Source organism: Streptomyces sp. 3211.6 (assembly GCF_003634815.1).
In the GTDB taxonomy this organism is placed as follows: domain Bacteria; phylum Actinomycetota; class Actinomycetes; order Streptomycetales; family Streptomycetaceae; genus Streptomyces; species Streptomyces katrae_A.
Genome location: NZ_RBXC01000001.1, coordinates 5354947 through 5371773, shown reverse-complemented (window position 1 = coordinate 5371773; position 16827 = coordinate 5354947). Strand labels below are relative to the sequence as shown.

The 16827-nt window shown below is 73.5% G+C and carries 17 protein-coding genes and 1 tRNA gene; 7 read left to right on the top strand and 11 right to left on the bottom strand.

The annotated features are described in order from the left end of the window. Positions 1-42 precede the first annotated feature (42 nt). The 3 genes from lysA to BX286_RS24980 form a co-directional block, all read right to left on the bottom strand. The gene (gene lysA / locus BX286_RS24990; protein ID WP_100862863.1) at positions 43-1434 is read right to left on the bottom strand and encodes a diaminopimelate decarboxylase; all 1392 of its coding nucleotides are present in this window, start codon (positions 1432-1434) and stop codon (positions 43-45) included. A 19-nt stretch (positions 1435-1453) separates the two neighbouring features. Next, a complete protein-coding gene (gene nrtL / locus BX286_RS24985; RefSeq protein ID WP_100862864.1) occupies positions 1454-2383 on the bottom strand; it encodes an ArgS-related anticodon-binding protein NrtL in 930 nt (309 codons plus the stop codon). Between the two features lie 116 nt (positions 2384-2499). Next, positions 2500-2967, bottom strand: a complete 468-nt coding sequence (locus tag BX286_RS24980) for a response regulator (protein WP_079431957.1) — start codon at positions 2965-2967, stop codon at positions 2500-2502. 107 nt (positions 2968-3074) lie between these two features. Between BX286_RS24980 and BX286_RS24975 the strand changes: the two genes are divergently transcribed. Then, positions 3075-3146 (top strand) — tRNA-Arg (locus BX286_RS24975). A 130-nt stretch (positions 3147-3276) separates the two neighbouring features. On the opposite strand, the gene BX286_RS24970 is transcribed toward BX286_RS24975, so the two are convergent. Next, positions 3277-5754, bottom strand: a complete 2478-nt coding sequence (locus BX286_RS24970) for a helicase-associated domain-containing protein (protein ID WP_121016369.1) — start codon at positions 5752-5754, stop codon at positions 3277-3279. 242 nt (positions 5755-5996) lie between these two features. Here BX286_RS24970 and BX286_RS24965 point away from each other — a divergent pair, with 242 nt between their 5' ends. Beyond that, the gene (locus BX286_RS24965) at positions 5997-6416 is read left to right on the top strand and encodes a hypothetical protein (RefSeq protein ID WP_121016367.1); all 420 of its coding nucleotides are present in this window, start codon (positions 5997-5999) and stop codon (positions 6414-6416) included. 43 nt (positions 6417-6459) lie between these two features. On the opposite strand, the gene BX286_RS24960 is transcribed toward BX286_RS24965, so the two are convergent. Further along, complete coding sequence (locus BX286_RS24960; protein WP_079429771.1) at positions 6460-6819, bottom strand: DUF6083 domain-containing protein; 360 nt, start codon at positions 6817-6819, stop codon at positions 6460-6462. A 331-nt stretch (positions 6820-7150) separates the two neighbouring features. Here BX286_RS24960 and BX286_RS24955 point away from each other — a divergent pair, with 331 nt between their 5' ends. Together BX286_RS24955 and BX286_RS24950 are read left to right on the top strand one after the other, a co-directional pair. Next, the gene (locus BX286_RS24955) at positions 7151-8131 is read left to right on the top strand and encodes an XdhC family protein (RefSeq protein WP_079429770.1); all 981 of its coding nucleotides are present in this window, start codon (positions 7151-7153) and stop codon (positions 8129-8131) included. A 71-nt stretch (positions 8132-8202) separates the two neighbouring features. Beyond that, the gene (locus BX286_RS24950) at positions 8203-8598 is read left to right on the top strand and encodes a DUF6479 family protein (RefSeq protein ID WP_079429769.1); all 396 of its coding nucleotides are present in this window, start codon (positions 8203-8205) and stop codon (positions 8596-8598) included. Between the two features lie 89 nt (positions 8599-8687). On the opposite strand, the gene BX286_RS24945 is transcribed toward BX286_RS24950, so the two are convergent. Further along, a complete protein-coding gene (locus BX286_RS24945) occupies positions 8688-9605 on the bottom strand; it encodes an ATP-dependent DNA ligase (RefSeq protein WP_079429768.1) in 918 nt (305 codons plus the stop codon). Continuing rightward, a complete protein-coding gene (ligD, locus tag BX286_RS24940; protein WP_079429767.1) occupies positions 9602-10498 on the bottom strand; it encodes a non-homologous end-joining DNA ligase in 897 nt (298 codons plus the stop codon). The genes BX286_RS24945 and ligD overlap by 4 nt, the downstream gene beginning before the upstream one ends. A gap of 31 nt (positions 10499-10529) precedes the next feature. Between ligD and BX286_RS24935 the strand changes: the two genes are divergently transcribed. Continuing rightward, entirely contained in the window at positions 10530-11627 is a 1098-nt protein-coding gene (locus BX286_RS24935) for a Ku protein (RefSeq protein ID WP_121016365.1), read from the top strand. A 172-nt stretch (positions 11628-11799) separates the two neighbouring features. Here BX286_RS24935 and BX286_RS24930 read toward each other — a convergent pair whose 3' ends face one another. Further along, positions 11800-12606 carry a nuclease-related domain-containing protein gene (locus BX286_RS24930; protein WP_121016363.1) on the bottom strand — a complete coding sequence of 269 codons (807 nt, stop codon included), beginning with the start codon at positions 12604-12606 and terminating at the stop codon, positions 11800-11802. Between the two features lie 179 nt (positions 12607-12785). On the opposite strand from BX286_RS24930, the gene BX286_RS24925 reads away from it, so the two are divergent. Next, positions 12786-13388 (top strand): hypothetical protein, encoded by a 603-nt coding sequence (locus BX286_RS24925; RefSeq protein WP_121016361.1) that lies wholly within the window; start codon positions 12786-12788, stop codon positions 13386-13388. 143 nt (positions 13389-13531) lie between these two features. Here BX286_RS24925 and BX286_RS24920 read toward each other — a convergent pair whose 3' ends face one another. The 3 genes from BX286_RS24920 to BX286_RS24910 are packed head-to-tail and all read right to left on the bottom strand — an operon-like array spanning position 13532 to position 15537. Further along, a complete protein-coding gene (locus BX286_RS24920; RefSeq protein ID WP_121016359.1) occupies positions 13532-13831 on the bottom strand; it encodes a hypothetical protein in 300 nt (99 codons plus the stop codon). Between the two features lie 10 nt (positions 13832-13841). After that, the gene (locus BX286_RS24915; RefSeq protein WP_079429762.1) at positions 13842-14570 is read right to left on the bottom strand and encodes a TetR/AcrR family transcriptional regulator; all 729 of its coding nucleotides are present in this window, start codon (positions 14568-14570) and stop codon (positions 13842-13844) included. Between the two features lie 37 nt (positions 14571-14607). Further along, entirely contained in the window at positions 14608-15537 is a 930-nt protein-coding gene (locus BX286_RS24910; protein ID WP_079429761.1) for a diiron oxygenase, read from the bottom strand. Between the two features lie 177 nt (positions 15538-15714). Here BX286_RS24910 and BX286_RS24905 point away from each other — a divergent pair, with 177 nt between their 5' ends. Then, positions 15715-16821 carry a ferritin-like domain-containing protein gene (locus tag BX286_RS24905; protein WP_121016357.1) on the top strand — a complete coding sequence of 369 codons (1107 nt, stop codon included), beginning with the start codon at positions 15715-15717 and terminating at the stop codon, positions 16819-16821. The last annotated feature ends 6 nt before the right edge of the window (positions 16822-16827 follow it).

Sequence of the window (16827 nt, the reverse complement as noted above, 5' to 3'; positions counted from 1 at the left end):
TCCATTTTCGGGACCGGACGCCCCGTCCCGAAAATATGGGAATCACCCGAGGTCGAGGGACAGGAGATCTTCCTCCGTCTCACGCCGGACGATCACCCGCGCGGCCCCGTCGCGGACGGCGACGACGGGCGGGCGGAGCGCGTGGTTGTAGTTGCTGGCCATGGAGCGGCAGTACGCCCCGGTGGCGGGTACGGCGATCAGGTCGCCGGGGGCCAGGTCGGCGGGGAGGAAGGCGTCCCGGACGACGATGTCTCCGCTCTCGCAGTGCTTGCCGACGACGCGGACGAGCATGGGCTCGGCGTCGGAGACGCGGGAGACGAGGGTGACGGCGTACTCGGCGTCGTACAGGGCCGTGCGGATGTTGTCGGACATGCCCCCGTCGACGGAGACGTACGTGCGCAGGCCCTCCAGCGGCTTGATCGTGCCGACCTCGTAGAGGGTGAACGCGGTCGGGCCGACGATGGCGCGGCCGGGCTCGACGGAGATCCGGGGGGCCTTGAGCCCCGCGCTCTCGCACTCCCGCGCGACGATCTCGGTGAGCGCCTTGGCGATCTCGTGCGGCTCGCGCGGGTCGTCGGCGGAGGTGTAGGCGATGCCGAGGCCGCCGCCGAGGTCGATCTCGGGGAGCTCGACGCCGTGCTCGTCGCGGACGGCGGCCAGCAGCTGCACGACCCGCTTGGCGGACACCTCGAAACCGGCCATGTCGAAGATCTGCGAGCCGATGTGGGAGTGGACGCCGAGCAGCTCCAGGCTGTCGTGCCCGAGGGCGCGGCGCACGGCCTCGGCGGCGGACCCGTCGGCCACGGCGATGCCGAACTTCTGGTCCTCGTGAGCGGTGGCGATGAACTCGTGGGTGTGCGCCTCCACGCCGACGGTGACGCGGATCTGCACGGGCTGGCGCACCCCCAGCTCGGCGGCGACGTGCGCGACCCGCGCGATCTCCTGGAACGAGTCGAGCACGATCCGCCCCACACCGGCGCCGACCGCGCGGCGGATCTCGGCCTCCGACTTGTTGTTGCCGTGGAAGGCGATCCGCTCGGCGGGCATGTCGGCGGCGAGCGCGGTGGCCAGCTCCCCGCCCGAACACACGTCGAGGTTCAGCCCCTCTTCCTTCAGCCACCGCACGACGGCCTTGGACAGGAACGCCTTCCCCGCGTAGAACACGTCCGCGTCCTTGCCGAAGGCGTGCGCCCAGGCGCGGCAGCGGGCCCGGAAGTCCTCCTCGTCGAGGAAGTAGCCGGGGGTCCCGAACTCCTCCGCGAGCCGCGTCACTTCGATACCGCCGACGGTGACGACCCCGTCCCCGTTGCGCGTGACGGTCCGCGACCAGACCTTCTCGTCCAGCGCGTTCAGGTCGGCGGGCGGCGGGGCGTAGTGGCCCTCGGGCAGGACGTCGGCGTGGCGGGGCCCGGCGGGGTGCGCGGAACGGCTCATCGGAATCTCTCTTCGGGAGTCACAAAGAATCTGGGGCGTCTATGCCGAGGAGGGCGAGGCCGCCGGCCAGCACCGCCCCGGCGGCTTCGGCAAGAGCCAGCCGGGCACGGTGGGCGGCCGAGGGTTTCTCGTCCCCGAGGGGCAGGACCTGGTGCTGGAAGTCGAGGAGCGCGTCGGCGACGGCGACGAGGTGCCGCGCCAGCCGCTCGGGCGCCCGGTGGTGCGCGGCGGCCTCGAGGGCGAGGGGGTGGTCGGCGAGGGCGCGCAGCAGGGCGGGCGCGTCGACGTCGCCGGGCTCGGCGCGGAACCCGAGGTCCGCGGCGTTGCGCGTCAGCGCCCGCGCCCGGGCGTGCGCGTACCGGACGCGGAAGACCTCGTTCTCCTCCCCCTGCACGAGCAGTCCGTCGCCGAAGGCGGGCGTCTCCCGGCCCGGCACGACGACCATGGCCCAGACCGCGGCCCCGGCCCCGTACCGCGCGAGCACGTCCCCGTCCCGCCGGGCCACGGGTGCGACGCGCGCCCCGCCCTCCTCCGGGGGGAACCCCTGCCCTTCCCGGATCCGCGCGACGGCGGCACGCACGACCTGCTCCCGGGATCCGCCGACGGCCTCGCTCCGCGCCGGGGCACACCCGTAGCGCTCGGGCCGCTCGCGCACGTCCCGCACCAGCTCGGTGGCGGACAGGGGGGCGAGGGTGAAGTTCAGGAATCCGGGGCCGGTGACGTCGACGGTCGCGATGCCGGGCTCCCGGGCGAGCGCTCCGGCGAGCACGAGGGCCCCTTCGGCCCCCCTCCCCATCTTCAGCGCGACGGGACTGGCGTACTCCCCCACCCCTCCGGGCCGGGTCCGCTCGACGACCACCCGCCCGGGCGCGGGCCCGTCCAGTTCCCCGGCCTCGACGGCACGGCGTACGGCGTGTACGACGGCACGAGAGAGGTCGGCGGGGATCACGGAACCCAGCCTAGGGGAGAAGCCCGTCCCCCATGCATCGGGTTTCGCCATGTGGAATAGCCCGCCCCCACCACCCTGCCCGGGCCCTCCCCACACCCCTCCTTACGCCCCTCTCCTCACACCCCTCTGCCGGCCGGGGCGCCCTTCCGCTCCCGCCGGTCCTTCCGCTCGACGAGCCGCCGCACGACCTTCACCAGCTCGGCGGGCTCGAAGGGCTTGGCGAGGAAGGCGTCCACGCCGGCGGCGATGGCGGCCTCGACCTCGTGCTGGGTACAGGCACTGACGATGGCGAGCGGCACGTGCCGCGTCCGCGGATCGGCCCGCAGCCGCGCGGCGGCCCCGAACCCGTCCAGCCGCGGCATGACCACATCAAGGGTGATGGCGTCGGGACACACCCGGTGGACCACGTCCAGGCACTCGGCACCATCGTTCGCGGTCACGACCTCGAAGCCCTCCAGCTCGAGATTGACCTTGATCAGCTGCCGGATGACCTTGTTGTCGTCGACAACAAGCACCCGGCCCGAGGCGCCTGGCACAACTTGAGGGTAGGTCGCCCTAAGCCCCCGCGTCCGGGTTTTTGCCACTTCCACCCCCTCCGGGCGACCGACCTCCTTCCTCCCGCCCGAATCGGTTCCTGATCACCCCGCGGAAGCTGGTAGGGTTCAACCCGTCGCCGCAACGCGAACGACACGCCCCCGTAGCTCAGGGGATAGAGCAACGGCCTCCGGAGCCGTGTGCGCAGGTTCGAATCCTGCCGGGGGCACTTCGCAGGAAGTGCCGAAGACCCTCCCAACAGTGCTCGCAACTGTTCGGAGGGTCTTCTTGCGTTCGGCGCCATGACGGGCGGGCCGCCGCGATCCGCGGCGGCCCCGTGGCAGTAACCACCCCCGCGGTTACCGCCCTTGTCCCATGAGCGCGGCCGCCAAGGTGCGGGCGCTCGCCGGAATGCCGTCGGTCGGGTGCCCGTACGCGGGGTGGGGGTCGTCCAGGGTGGGGAGGGTGCTCGGGGCGCGTTCGGCGGGGGCTCGGTCGAGGACGGTGGTGCCGGTTTCGGCTTCCTGGGTGGGCGCGTAGCCGGCGGTGCGCAGGGCCGCCAGGGTCTCCTCGGGGGGTGCGGTGGAGATCAGCACGGTGGGGGCGATCCGGCGCAGGCGGAGTCGGGCCAGGCCGCGGGCCTGGGCGACCTCGGCGATCAGGCCCGGGTCGTCCGAGCGGATGCAGCAGGCCGAGCGGACCACCTTGAGCCGGCCGTGGGTGCGGGCAGCGTCCTTGACCGTGTAGGTGAGGACCTGCGGTAGTGGGGTTTCGCTCGCGGCGGTGAGGAGGCCGAGGAGGTCGTCGGCGCTCCAGCCCGCGTCCAGGGCGCGGCGTACGGAGGCGGCGGTGATGCGCCAGACCACCGCGTGCCCCTCGGACTCGATGTCACCGACCGCGGAGAGCAGTTCGGCCAGGGCCGGTGCGGGGGCTCCGGTGACGGTGGCCGTCAGGTCGCTCTGGAAGCGGGCGGTGGTGCTGGGCGCGGGCAGGGCGGAGTGGAGTGCCTCGCGCAGGGCGGTGACCGCTGCCGCCAGGGCGGGACGGGTGGACAGGTCCTGGCCCAGGCCGTCGGTACCGGTGGCGGACGGGTCGGCGCCCGCGCCGGGCACGGCCGGGTAGTGGTGGGCGCCGCCGGCCTCCAGCAGTCGGCAGAGCGCGCGTCCTACGGGCGTGAGGGCTCCGTGCGCGACGACACCGAGCAGGGCCGCCTCCTTCAGGGTGGCCTCCATGCGGTCGAGGAATCCGTCCAGGTCCGCCGGCGCCCCGCTGTCGTCCACGGCCAGGTGGGCACGCAGCATGGGGCGGAACCAGGCGGCCCGGTCCAGGAGTTCGGCGTAGCCGAGGGCGTCCCCCCTCAGACCGTGCCCGGCCGGGAGGGTCGCGAGGGCCCGGAGCACCCCGGTCCGCAGGTCCACCGCCTCCTGGTCCTGCGGACTGACGAGGGCGACCGGGACCTCGCCCGGGTCCGGCCAGTGGCTGAGGATCCCGGGGAGCACGGCCCAGGCCGCCAGCAGCGGCAGGAGCTTGCCCGCGGCCGGGGCGGCGGCCCAGGCGTCGTAACGGTCACTGGGCAGCAGGCGGGCGGGGGGCCTGGGCGGCGCGGCGTTCCGCCGACGGGCGGGGGCGGCGGGTGGCGGTTCCTCGTCCCGGCGCGCGGCGAGTCCGGCGGTCACGGCGAGGTCGAGCCACAGCCGGGTGTCCGCCTCGTCCGCACCGGCCGTCTTCGCCAGCCGCCGGGTGTCCCGTACGGCGATCCCGCCCGTCTTCCGGATCGTGACGGGCTGCGCGGCCAGTGCGCGCAGGACCTGCTCGGCGCGCCAGGCGGCGGCCGCCGCAGCCGCGGTCCCCTCGTCCGCCCAACCGGGCGGCAGCGGGGCCGTGGCGGTGAACGGGTCCGCTTCCAGGCAGGGGCTGGGCGGGGCCTGCTCGTCGCGCAGCGCGCGGGCGACCTCGTACGGGAGTTCCACCAGGTCGACGCCGACGGGGACCAGCATCCCGCGCGCGGCCAGCCAGTCCGTTCCCTCGTCTCCGCTGCCGCCCTGCCGGAAGACGAACTTGGCACCGGGGACGTCGTGTTCCCCGTACCGGCTGACGAAGCAGTGGGTACGCAGCAGCGGGGGCCCTGGCACCAGGTGGTCCAGCAGCTCCCGGGCGCGCGCGGGAGCCGTGGCGACCAGGTCCCGGACCCGGGCGGGGTCGGCGAGTACGGTCGTGATCAGCTCCTGGGCCGTGTCGCGGGTCCGCGCCGCGCCCTGTCCGTCCCCGGCGAGCACGGCGGCGATCCGCTTGACCTCGGGGGCATTGTAGGCGGCGGTCAGCAGCCGGGCCGCGGTCCGCCCGTAGCCGTCGAACCCTGCGGCACGGACGTGCAGCAGGGGCGGCAGGACCAGTCGGCCCTTGGGGGCGGGAAGGAGCAGAGCGCGCTCCCGCAGCCGCGCCAGCGTCCTCTCGGCCCGCAGGCGCTCCGGCCCCGGCTCGAACCAGGAGAGCACGTCCTCCTCCGCCACCCATCGCCGCGCCGGGTCGACCGGTACCACCGGCACGCTCTGCTGCCAGGGGTAGCGCGGCCCGTCTTCAGCGTCTCCCCCGGCCGGACCGTGCCGCTCCAGGGCCAGGGCGGCGACGGCCGCCAGGAGCTCCAGTTCCCCGGCCGTACCCGCCATCAGGCCCCAGCCGACCGACTCGTCGCCGAGCAGGTGGCCGGCGAGCTCGGCGAGGGTGGTGATGCGCCGGAACCCTGCGGCGAGCGGCAGGCCCCGCTCCTCCAGCAGGGCGGTGAGCCGCTCGGTGTCGAGGGAGCCGAGCCATTGCGCGAGGGCGTCACGGACGTTCACCCCGTCAGGCTAGCGTCGCCGCCGCTCCCCGCATGGGGGACCGGTCGCATCCGCGTTCGGGCCGGCTGCCGGGCCCTGACCGGCGGTCCCTGCGTCCACATACCCCTGTCGTGGTCACGGGTCAAGACACGTGAATCCGGGTCGTGACCCGCTGTCGGCGCCCGGGCCTACTGGAGGTGCGGGGTGGAGGAGAGCTCGGGGCTCCTCCTCTCCCCCTTCTTGTCCAGTGGAGGAGGATTCCCATGGCTCAGCAGCCCTTCTGGTCCCGTCGTCTCTTCGTCTTCGCGGCCTCGACCGTCGTCGCCGCGGGGAGTGCCCTGCTGAACGTCGCCGCGTTCGCCGCCGTCCACGGGACGCCGCAGCTGAGCGCCGCCGGGCAGCAGTGGGAGTGCTACACCGCGCCCTGCAACCCTCCGGACGGCGACGGGCACGGGAAGGGCGGGCCCCCGGTGAACGTCCCCTCCGGGCATGACTGGCAGTGCTTCACCGCGCCCTGCGGGCCGCCCGGGGGCAGCGGGGCCGGGGAGGGCGGGAAGCCGCCGCACGTCCCCTCCCACCAGTGGGAATGCTTCGTCGCGCCCTGCAACCCGCCGGCTGACGGCTCCCCCCTGCCGCACCCGGAACCCGAGGGAACGCCGGCGGGCCCGGGAGTGCAGGCCTGAGCTCCGTAAACGGCCCGCCGGATCGTCCGGCGGGCCGTTTTCGTCAGCCGGCGTGGGGCCAGTCCTGTGCCGTGCGCTGTGCGCGGCGGTCGTTCTCGGTGCGGAGGGCCGTGAGCCAGGGCCAGAGGTCCGGGAGGGGCTGGGCCGCGCAGGCCAGGCGGTGTTCGATGCGGCAGCGCTGGGTCGGGTCCGGTGGGCAGACCCCGTAGACGGCCACGCGGTTGTCGGACCGCTCTATCCAGCGGTGCTGCGCCGGGACGGTGTGGGCCAGGGGCGTCATGCCCGGCTCCAGCAGCACCCAGTCGTGCTCGTCCGTCGCGACCCGGTCCACCGGCAGGCCGCAGTGCGGGCAGTGCGGCTGCCCGGCTCGCAGCCGGGGCGGTTCGTCCTGGTAGTCCCCCATACCGTGAGGGTCGACAGTCCGGCGGGCCGTGCAAAGGGCGCGAACCGGCCAGGACGGGTGGGGTCGGCGGGTGCGGGTGGGGTGCGGATCGGCTCGGGGGGCGACCGTCGTCACGTGCGGCACGGTGGGGTCGGCCGGGAGGGGCGGGTGGGGGCCGGAGCGCTGTCGCGGCGCGGTTCGTTCCGGTGGACCGTACGAGGGGGTGGGGCAGGGTCTGTGTGTTCGGGGGGTGGTGGGGGGACGGGGGGTGCGTAGGGTGGATTTGAGGCCGCTTTGTGCCGTTGACCTGGCACTTTGCGGCGTGATGGCGCATAGAGGATGGGGCGACGAGATGCGTGAGCTGGCGGAGACGGCGCGGCAGTGGGCGGCCGAGGGGCGGGTGGCGTTCCTGGCGCGGCCGGTGACCGAGCAGGGGTTCGGCCCGCGGGACCCTGCCGGGGCCGTGCTCGTGGACGCTCGGGGTGAGTGTGTCGGGGCGCTGTACCGCGGGGTGTTCGACGCCGAGCTCGTGGCCGAGGCCGGGGCCGTGGGGGCCGGGGGCGGTGCGCGGGTGTGCGAGGTGTCGGTCGGGGCCGGGGAGGCCACCGAGGCGAAGCTGACCTGTGGCGGGCAGGCCGAGGTGCTGTTGCAGCCCCTGGCCTCGATCCCCGCCGAGTGGTGGGAGCTGCTCGGGTCGGGGGCCGGGGTGGCGCTCGTGACCCGGCTGAGCGAGGGGGCGGACGCCGCGGTGAGCGAGGTCGTGCGGGCCGGGGGCGTGCCGGCCGACGACGCCGCGCGGCGGGCCGGGGAACTGCTCGGGACGCGCCGGCCCGGGCGGGACGCGCTGTACGGGGGGTCCGGGCTGGTGCTCGTGGAGGCGTACCCGTCGGCTCCGTACCTGGTGATCGGCGGCAGCGGGGAGCTGGCCGAGGTGATCGGGGCGCAGGCCGCGCTGCTGGGGTGGGAGTCGGTGATGGTGGAGAGTGCCGGTGAGGCGGAGAAGGTGCTGGTTCAGCACCGGGACGCCGCTTGTCTGGTGCTGCTCAGCCACGAGCCCGATTTCGACGTGCCGAGTCTGCGGACCGCGCTGGCGCTGGGGATCCCGTACGTCGGTGCGCTGGGCTCGCGGCGGACCACCGCGCGGCGCCGGGAGGGGCTGGTCGCGGCCGGGGTGAGCGAGGCCGAGCTCGCGCGGGTGCACGGCCCGATCGGGCTGGACCTGGGGGCGAAGACCCCGGCCGAGACGGCGCTGGCGATCTGCGCGGAGATCCTGGGGGTGCTCGGGGGAAGGGACGCCCGGGGGCTGCGGGATTCCGACGGGCCGCTGCGGTGAGGGCCGGGCGCTGTTCATGATTCTTCGCGCGGGGCGCGTGAAAAAGGTGTGAAAACGGGAAAATAACATTCATGGACATGATCCTGAGCGTGGACGCGACCCTCTCCCGCAGCGCGTGGTTCTTCATCGTCGGAGTGATCATCGCCGGGTTCCTGCTCGGCGGGTTCAAGCTGGGGCAGCGCGTGCGGGCCAAGGAGCCGCCGCCGCCCACTCCCGAGAGCCAGCCGCACCTGCCCGAGGGCGGTGCGGTGCACGAGGTCCGGGAGGAGAGGGACCACGTGGAGATCCCCGAGGGCGGACTGAGGCCGCACGAGATGCAGGGGTACGGGAACTTCGGGTCCACCACGTCCGCACACCCCGAAGAGGTACGGGCCGAACGGGAGTCCGGCTACAAGCCCGTGACCGGCCCCGGACCGCACCCGCAGCCCGGCGCACCGCCCGACGCGGGACGCGGGGCGCACGCGTAGGCGGCACGCGTAGAGGCGCCGTCCGTCTGTCGCCGTCATTCGGAGTCCGCAGGGGCCTCCTCTCCTCTGACCCGCGCCACCGGCGCGGGTCAGAGGTCTGTCAGGTCCGTCAGGTCCGTCCGGAGGCGGAGTACTTCCGGCGGGGGGTGGCGGGTCGAGGCGTGGCGGACCTCCGCCGTGAGGGGTGGGTCCAGGGGGGTGTAGGGGGTTTCGCCCAGGCCGATCGCCGTGACCGTCGGCAGCTTGGGGGGCGGTGGCGGCGACGTGCGCAGGGCCGCCGTGAGGTCCGTGCGGAGGGCGGGCGGGAGGGGGCTCGACACCAGGGGGGTCTCCTCGTCCTCCCCGGGGAGGAGCAGGACCAGGGCGAGCGGGCGGCGCACCGTGCCGGTGTAGCCGATCACCGCCGCGTCCCGGACATTGGTGTGGCGCAGCTTGCGCCAGGCGCGGCGGCCGGACGGGTACGGCTGGCCCAGGCGTTTGACGACGAGCCCCTCGATGCCGCTCGCGGGCAGGGTCTCGTACCAGGTCTCGGCCAGTTCCGGGTCGGTCGTCATCGGCACCGGCTGGAGGGGCGGGCCGAGGGGGACCAGGAGGTCGACCAGCAGGGCGCGGCGGCGCTCGTAGGGCTGCGCCCGTACGTCGAGACCGCCCAGCTCCAGGACGTCGAAGGCCGCGTACGAGGCGGGGAGGGTGCGCGACAGGGCGGCGGCCCGGGCCGGGGTGGCCGCGGCCCGGCGCTGGACCAGGGCGAAGTCCGTCTTGCCGGCGTGCCAGACCACCACCTCCCCGTCCAGGACGGTCCCGGCCGGCAACCGCCGGGCGGCCGCCGCGAGGTCGGGGAAGGCCGCGGTCACGGTGCGGCCGGAGCGGGCCTGGAGGACGACGTCGTCGGCCGTGCGGAGGACGACCATGCGGTGCCCGTCGAACTTCGGCTCGTAGGCCAGTCCCGGACCGCGCGGGAGGGTGCGTACGGAGGCGGCCAGGGCCACCCGGACCGGCGGTGTCATCGGGGCTTCCCGGGCAGCGCCCCGGCCAGGCCGGGGTCCAGGAGGGGGGCCAGGAGGTCGCCGTCGCGGGCGAGGCGGGGCGGGACGTCGTCGGCGAGGAACACCAGGTCGGCGGGGTTCCGGCAGGCCTCGACCTCTGCCCAGGCGACGGGGGCGGAGGCAGTCGGCAGGGCGCGGGCGCGCAGGGTGTAGGGGGCGGCGGTGGTCTTGGCCGCGGCGTTCTGGCTGTGGTCGACGAAGACCTTGCCGGGGCGCAGCGCCTTGGCCATGCGGTGCACGACCAGGGCGGGCAGGTCCGCCTCGGCCTCCTGCGCGAGGTGCTTGGCGTACGCGGACACCCGGGCGGACGGGGTCGGCTCGACCGCGACGGACAGGTGGAGGCCCTTGGAGCCGGAGGTCTTGGCGTACGCGTGCAGCCCGTCGGCGGCGAGGCGGTCGCGCAGCCAGAGGGCGACGGCGCAGCACTCGACGATGGTCGCGGGCGGGCCGGGGTCCAGGTCGAGGACGAGGCGGTCGGCGACGGCGGGGGTGGCGGCCGTCCACTGGTGGACGTGGAACTCGACGACCAGGTTGGCGGCCCAGATGAGGGCCGGCATGTCGGATACGAGCACCTGTTCGGCACCGGGGTCCTCGGAGCGGGGCACGGGGGCGGTCTTCACCCAGGCGGGGGTGCCGGGGGGCGGGTTCTTGGTGAAGAACAGCTGGCCGTCAGGTCCGTCCGGATAGCGAAGAAAGGAGACGGGGCGGTCATGGATGTGCGCGAGGAGGGCAGGCGCGACGGTGGCGTAGTAGTGCAGCACCTCGCCCTTGGTGAAGCCGGTCCGCGGGTACAGGACCTTGTCCAGGTTGCTGAGCGCGATGCGACGCCCCTCCACTGATGTGATCGGCGTCATACGATGAGATTGCCACGAATCAGGAGGAACCGTGCGATCCATTTGGAACGGGGCGATCTCCTTCGGCCTGGTCAGCATCCCGATCAAGCTCGTGAACGCCACTGAGAGCCATTCCATCTCCTTCCGCCAGATCCACGTGACGGACGGCGGACGCGTCCGCTACCGCAAGGTGTGCGAGCTGGACGGGGAGGAGGTGTCCTCGGACGAGATCGGCAAGGGGTACGAGGAGGCGGACGGGTCGATCGTGCCGATCACGGACGAGGACCTGGCACAGCTGCCGATCGCCACGGCGAAGACGATCGAGATCGTTTCGTTCGTGCCGGCCGATGAGATCGATCCGCTGCAGATGGATTCCGCGTATTACCTGGCGGCGAACGGGGCCACGGCGGCGAAGCCGTACACGCTGCTGAGGGAGGCCCTGAAGCGGAGCCGGAAGGTGGCCATCGCGAAGTTCGCGCTGCGGGGGCGGGAGCGGCTGGGGATGCTGCGGGTCGTGGACGACGTGATCGCCATGCACGGGCTGTTGTGGCCGGACGAGATCCGGGCGCCGGAGGGGGTGGCGCCGGAGGCGTCGGTGTCGGTGCGGGAGGCCGAGCTGGATCTGGCCGATGCGCTGATGGCGACGTTGGGTGAGGTGGAGATCTCCTCCCTGCACGACGACTACCGGGAGGCCGTGGAGGCGATGATCGCGGCGAAGGCGGGGGGTGCGTTCGAGCCGTCGGAGGCGGTGGTGGAACCGGCGGGCGGGCAGGTGATCGACCTGATGGCGGCACTGGAGAGCAGCGTGCGGGCGGCGCGGGCATCGCGGGGCGGGGACGCCGGTGGTGGGGGCGGGGGCGGGGAGGCCGAGGTGACGCCCATCCGGAGGAAGACTGCGGCTGCGGCCTCGCCGAAGGCGGTGGGCGGGAAGAAGTCGACCGCGTCGGGGAGAGGGGGCGGAGCGGCGAAGAAGACCGCGGCGGCGAAGTCGACTTCGAAGGCCACGGCCTCGGGCACCGCCACGGCATCCAAGTCGGCGGCGAAGAAGGCCGCTTCGGGCAAGAAGTCGACGGCGTCGACGGCCGCGAAGAAGACGGCGGGGGCGGGTGCGGGAAAGAAGGCGGCGCCAAGGAAGCGGAGTTCTGCCTGACCTGAGGGGGAGCCCCTGGGAACGGAGGATGGGTGGGGAGGAAGGGCGGGGAGGAAGGGCGGGGAGGAAGGGCGGGGAGGAGGGCGGGGAGGGGCAGGCCCCGCGCGGCGGCCGCTCCCGCCTCCGCCTGCAAAAGAGCGGCCTACAAGGGCACGGCGTACAAGGGCGCGGCCTATCGTTCGCCCAGCCACGTCGTCGTCATGCGCGCCGCCGTGAACAAGGCCTCCACGTCCGGGGGTTTGAGGGTCGGCGGGACGGCCCGGAGGGTGGCCGTCAGGGTCGGGGGCTGGAGGACCAGGACATCCCTGAGGCTGGGCGCCACCTCCACCCGGGAGGCGTCCGTGAGGGACAGGACCGGGGTGACCGGGGAGGCCAGGGCGCGGGAGGCGCGGGCCGCCGCACCGCGGATCCAGCGAGGATCCGGGGCAGGCGTGCCACGGCCCACCGTCAGGAGGAGGTCCCCCACTTGGGCCCGCTGGCGGCGGCCCGGGACCGTGCGCAGGGCGAAGACGCCCGGCGGGCCGATGAGCAGGTGGTCCAGGAGCCCGAGACCCGGCAGGGGGACGTCGTGGACCACCCGCCAGTCCTCGGCCTCCAGCAGGTCCAGCTCCGCACCCGTGCGCTGTGACGCCGCCAGTTGGCGGCGCATGCGGTGCCGGGCCCTGCCGCCGCCCGGCGCCCCGTACGCCAGTTCACCCAGGAGGGCTTCGCCGGGGCGGTTGGGGGCCAGGTCCTGGTCGGGCGGGAGGTGCAGGCGGCGCAGTTCGGCACGGCTGGGAACGGGCGGCGGGCCGATGGTCCAGTCGCCGCTCAAGTACGGGCGCAGTACCGCCAGTACGGCCTCGCGCTGGTCGTCCGCGAGGACGCTGATCCGGTTGGCCTGACGGTCGTACCAGGCCACCGTCAGGCCGTCGGGCCGGTTGACGTAGAGCCGGCCGCGGCCGGGCCGGCCGCTCGGAAGCACCTTGAGTCCGGGCATCGGCCTCACCCCCGCCGTCCATGTGAGCAGGCGCCGCCGCCCCCGGCAATCCCTCGAACATGTAACAGCTCCGTCGGCTCGCTGCTGCCTTCCTGTTACAAGGCCAGGGCCCTACCGCAACAGCCCGCGCCTACGTTGGAGCCCTACCTGCCTGCACCACCCGTACCGAATGGACTCCCGTGAACACCGTCAGCCGCCGCACCATCGTTCGCGCCACCGCCGTGACCGCATGCGCCGCGGCCCTGCTGGCGCTGCCCACCGCCGCCGCACTCGCCGACGGGGTTCCGGCCGCCTCCGCCGCCGGGGCCCAGCGGACCCTGGTCAGCAGCCTGTCCCTCGCGGACGGGCAGTCGACCGCCAAGGTGTACCGGCTCGCGAAGGACGCGTACCAGGCGGAGATCCTGCGCGCCGGCGCCACGGTGGCGACGCTGACCAGCCGTGACGGCGCCACCGGCGTCGGCGGGGCCGGCGAGCTGCACGCCGCGCTGCGCCCGGACGGGCGGCTCTCCTCCTGGGTCGACGACACCCTCCCGCGGAACGGCTCGCACGCGGTGGCCGGCGACGGCCACAAGACGGCGACCCGCCGGGGCGCCGGGGAGGTCGTGCCGGCCGTCGCCAAGACCCACCACACCCCCGGCACCGCCGAGGCGCTGCGGCTGAACACCCTGGCCGACGGCCCGGGCAGCGGGGCGCTGCTGCTCGCGGCGGGCGGCGGGATCGCGGCCGTGGGCGCAGCCGGGCTGGGCTTCGCCATGCTGCGACGGGGCCGCACGGACGGCTGACCGCCCGGCTCCGGGACGAGTTCCCTGACGGCGACGACTGCCTGGGGCGGGGTGGGGCGAGGTGGGGCGGGTATCGGGACCCCGCCGGGCGGCCCCGTTCAGACGGCCGGAACCCACGATGACCGTGTCCCGGCGGGGCGGTCTCAGGGACGGGTTGGGGCTTTCCCGTCAGTCTCATCGCGCCGCGGCTTCGTCCAGGGCCAGCGGAGTTTCGGTTTCTGGCCCGATGGGCGGTAGGCGTACTTCCAGCCCTTCTGGAGACCCAGCCGCTTCGTGTAGCCCGACGGGACCCGCTCGTACAGCAGGACCGTCGGCGGGCCACCGTCGGCCGCCGGGACGGGGATCTCGTACCACTTCGGGGGGTGGCCCGTCGGGCCGAGGAGGATCGGGAGGACCCGGCCGTCCATCGGGCCGCCCTCGAAGGGGGTCGGTTCGCTTCTCACCCCACCAGTGTCACAGGAGGTGAGCGGCCTCGGAGACCACCGGGATCACGCGTCGGGCGAGGATCCCCGCCGGGCCGTCCGGGCGTTCCAGGGCCAGGGCGGCGCGGGCGGCGGTGGCCGTTTCGGGGTCCGTGGCGGCGGTGGCGGTCAGGAGGGCGATGAACTGGTCGACCAGCCAGTCGCGGAGGGTGGCGGCCTCCGGCTGTTTGCCCTCGTCCAGCCAGATCAGGGAGGCCGCCTCGACCGCCGTGATCCAGGTGCGGACCATCATCCTCAGCCGCCGTCCCGGCCCGGGGGCCGGGAGGTCCAGGTGGAGGAGGATCTGTTCGGCGGCCGCGCGGCGGATGCCGTCCACCGTGGCGGTGGTGCGGGAGGTCTCCACGACGCTGCCGCCCTGCAGCAGGGCGGCGAAGCCGGCGTCGTGCTCGTCGACGAAGGCCAGGTAGCGGTCGAGGACCCGGGAGAGCCGGGCCGTGAGCGGTCCGGTGCGGGGTTCGGCGAAGCACAGTTCGAGGACGTCGGCCGCCGAGCGCAGCGCGGCCTCGTACAGCTGCTGTTTGCCGCCGGGGAAGTAGCGGTAGACCAGCGGCCGCGAGACGCCCGCGGCCTCCGCGACGTCGTCGAGGGAGATCTCCTCCGGAGCCCGGTGCGCGAACAGCGACAGGGCCGCGTCGAGGAGTTGGGCCCGCCGCTCCTCGACGCTCAGCCGGCGGTAGGCGCGCACGGTGCGTACGGTCATGTCCGCAGCGTAGACGTACGGCGCGGCTCGCGGGGGCTTACGCGAGGAGGCCGGAGCTCTTCCAGAGGCGGCGGCCGGCGCCGCGCAGGACGCCGATGTCGTCGAGGAAGTCGGTCAGCCGCTTGGCGCCGGTCTGCATGACCTCGCGGCGGTGGCCGCTGGCCTTGACCTGGGCGACGGCCTCGCGCCGGTCGAGGCCGACGTTGTCGTAGACGGCCGGGTTGACGAAGGCGAGGGAGAAGACCCGGGCGGCCTCGCCGCAGCTGAGCCGGGTGAGTTCGCGCTCCCAGCGCGGGGCGGTGAGCATCTGCCGGCGCAGTTCCTCGCGGGCGTAGCGGACGTGCCGGGCCTCCTCGATGACGTGGATGCGGGTCACTCCGCGGACGAGGGGCTGGATGCGCTCGTCGGGGAAGGTGAGGCGCTGCATCCAGTCGAGGATCTCCTCGCCGAGGAGGGTGCAGGCGAAGGAGCCGGGGGTGGTGGAGATGGTCTTCAGGATCCGGGCGAGGTTGTGGTTGGCGCGGGAGACGGGGTAGGCGGGGGCGCCGCCCGTCTGGATCATGCGGGCGAACATCATCGAGTGGCGGCACTCGTCGGCGATCTCGGTGAGGGCGTAGCGGACGTGGTTGCTGGTCAGCGGCTTGTCGTAGATGTGCCGGACGAGGAGCTGCATGAGGATGATCTCGAACCAGATGCCGAGCGAGGCGAGTGCGGCGGCTTCGTGGCGGGAGAGTTCGATGCGCTGTTCCTCCCCCATCTTCTTCCACAGCGGGGTGTCGTAGAGGGAGAGCAGCTCGGGGGGCCAGTAGTACTTGCCGTCGACGGGCGGGGCCTGCCAGTCGAGTTCCTTGTCGGGGTCGAAGGAGTGCTTGGCGGAGGATTCGAGCAGGCGCTCGGCGATCTGCTCGCGGTCCTTGAGGAGGCCGAGGGCGTCCCTCAGTGCGGCTCGCTGCGTCACGGTCGTCATGGCTTCGGGCACCTCGGCAGTCGGGTTACCAGCGGTCACGTCTTATAAGACTGCTTGTCAGCAAGGTCGTCAATCCCTCGCGCACGACTTGTTGACCCCGTGTCTACCAACGTGTGACGCTGCCAACTGTCCAGTCCTGTACGGCAGTACGGCAGCACGTGAGACGAGGAGGCGTCAGTGTCGACGCACGAGCTCTACACCACGGCCCCGGGCGAGGGCGTCTGGCAGGTGCCCGCCAGCGGCTCGGCCCGCTTCAGCTGGGAGTACGACGAGGGCCGCGAACGCCTCCTCGCGCTCTACCAGAAGGGCAAGGACAAGCAGTGGGACGGCGACAAGCGCATCGACTGGGACATCGAGGTGGACCCGTTCGACCCGCTCGGCACCCCCGACGAGGTGCTGACCCTGTACGGGACGCGGCACTGGGCCAAGCTCACCGAGAAGGACAAGGGCGAGCTGCGCCGCCACTACAGCGCCTGGAACTTCAGCCAGTTCCTCCACGGCGAGCAGGGCGCCATGGTGTGCGCGGCGCGCATCGTGGAGTCCGTACCGGACCTGGACGCCAAGTTCTACTCCGCCACCCAGACCATGGACGAGGCCCGGCACGCCGAGATCTTCACCCGGTTCCTGCACGAGAAGGTCGGGATGCTCTACCCGGTCAACGACAGCCTCCAGGGGCTCCTCCGCGACACCCTGCGCGACTCCCGCTGGGACATGCCGTACCTGGGCATGCAGGTGCTCATCGAAGGGCTGGCGCTGGCCGCGTTCGGGATGATCCGCGACACGACGGACAAGCCGCTGCCCAAGCAGATCCTCGCGTACGTGATGCAGGACGAGGCCCGCCACGTCGCCTTCGGACGGATGGCCCTGCGCGACTACTACCGCCAGCTGACGGACGCCGAACTGCGCGAGCGCGAGGAGTTCGTCATCGAGGGCTGCCACCTGATGCGGGACCGGCTGCGCGGCGTGGAGGTCCTGGAGAACTTCGGGATCCCGCGGCGGGAGGCGGAGGAGTTCTCCGAGCAGTCGGAGTTCCTGCACCTGTTCCGCAGGCTGCTCTTCAGCCGGATCGTGCCGTGCGTGAAGGACATCGGGCTGTGGGGCGAGCGGCTGCAGAAGGCCTACCTGGACATGGGCGTCTTCGAGATGGGCGACTCCAACCTGGACCTGCTGATGGCCCAGGACGAGGAGATCGCCGAGGCCCTCGACCGCGAACGGTTCGCGACCGAGGAACGGGAGCGGGTGGCGGAGGTGGAGGCGGCCGTCCAGGAGGGGGCCGGGGCGTAGGGGGCG

Excerpts from the sequence above, each read along its gene's own strand:
- lysA (WP_100862863.1), bottom strand. The coding sequence starts at position 1,434 with ATGAGCCGTTCCGCGCACCCCGCCGGGCCCCGCCACGCCGACGTCCTG.
- BX286_RS24965 (WP_121016367.1), top strand. The coding sequence starts at position 5,997 with ATGGCTCAGCAGCCCTTCTGGTCCCGTCGTCTCTTCGTCTTCGCGGCC.
- BX286_RS24960 (WP_079429771.1), bottom strand. The coding sequence starts at position 6,819 with ATGGGGGACTACCAGGACGAACCGCCCCGGCTGCGAGCCGGGCAGCCG.
- BX286_RS24955 (WP_079429770.1), top strand. The coding sequence starts at position 7,151 with ATGCGTGAGCTGGCGGAGACGGCGCGGCAGTGGGCGGCCGAGGGGCGG.
- BX286_RS24950 (WP_079429769.1), top strand. The coding sequence starts at position 8,203 with ATGGACATGATCCTGAGCGTGGACGCGACCCTCTCCCGCAGCGCGTGG.
- BX286_RS24945 (WP_079429768.1), bottom strand. The coding sequence starts at position 9,605 with ATGACACCGCCGGTCCGGGTGGCCCTGGCCGCCTCCGTACGCACCCTC.
- ligD (WP_079429767.1), bottom strand. The coding sequence starts at position 10,498 with ATGACGCCGATCACATCAGTGGAGGGGCGTCGCATCGCGCTCAGCAAC.
- BX286_RS24930 (WP_121016363.1), bottom strand. The coding sequence starts at position 12,606 with ATGCCCGGACTCAAGGTGCTTCCGAGCGGCCGGCCCGGCCGCGGCCGG.
- BX286_RS24915 (WP_079429762.1), bottom strand. The coding sequence starts at position 14,570 with ATGACCGTACGCACCGTGCGCGCCTACCGCCGGCTGAGCGTCGAGGAG.
- BX286_RS24910 (WP_079429761.1), bottom strand. The coding sequence starts at position 15,537 with ATGACGACCGTGACGCAGCGAGCCGCACTGAGGGACGCCCTCGGCCTC.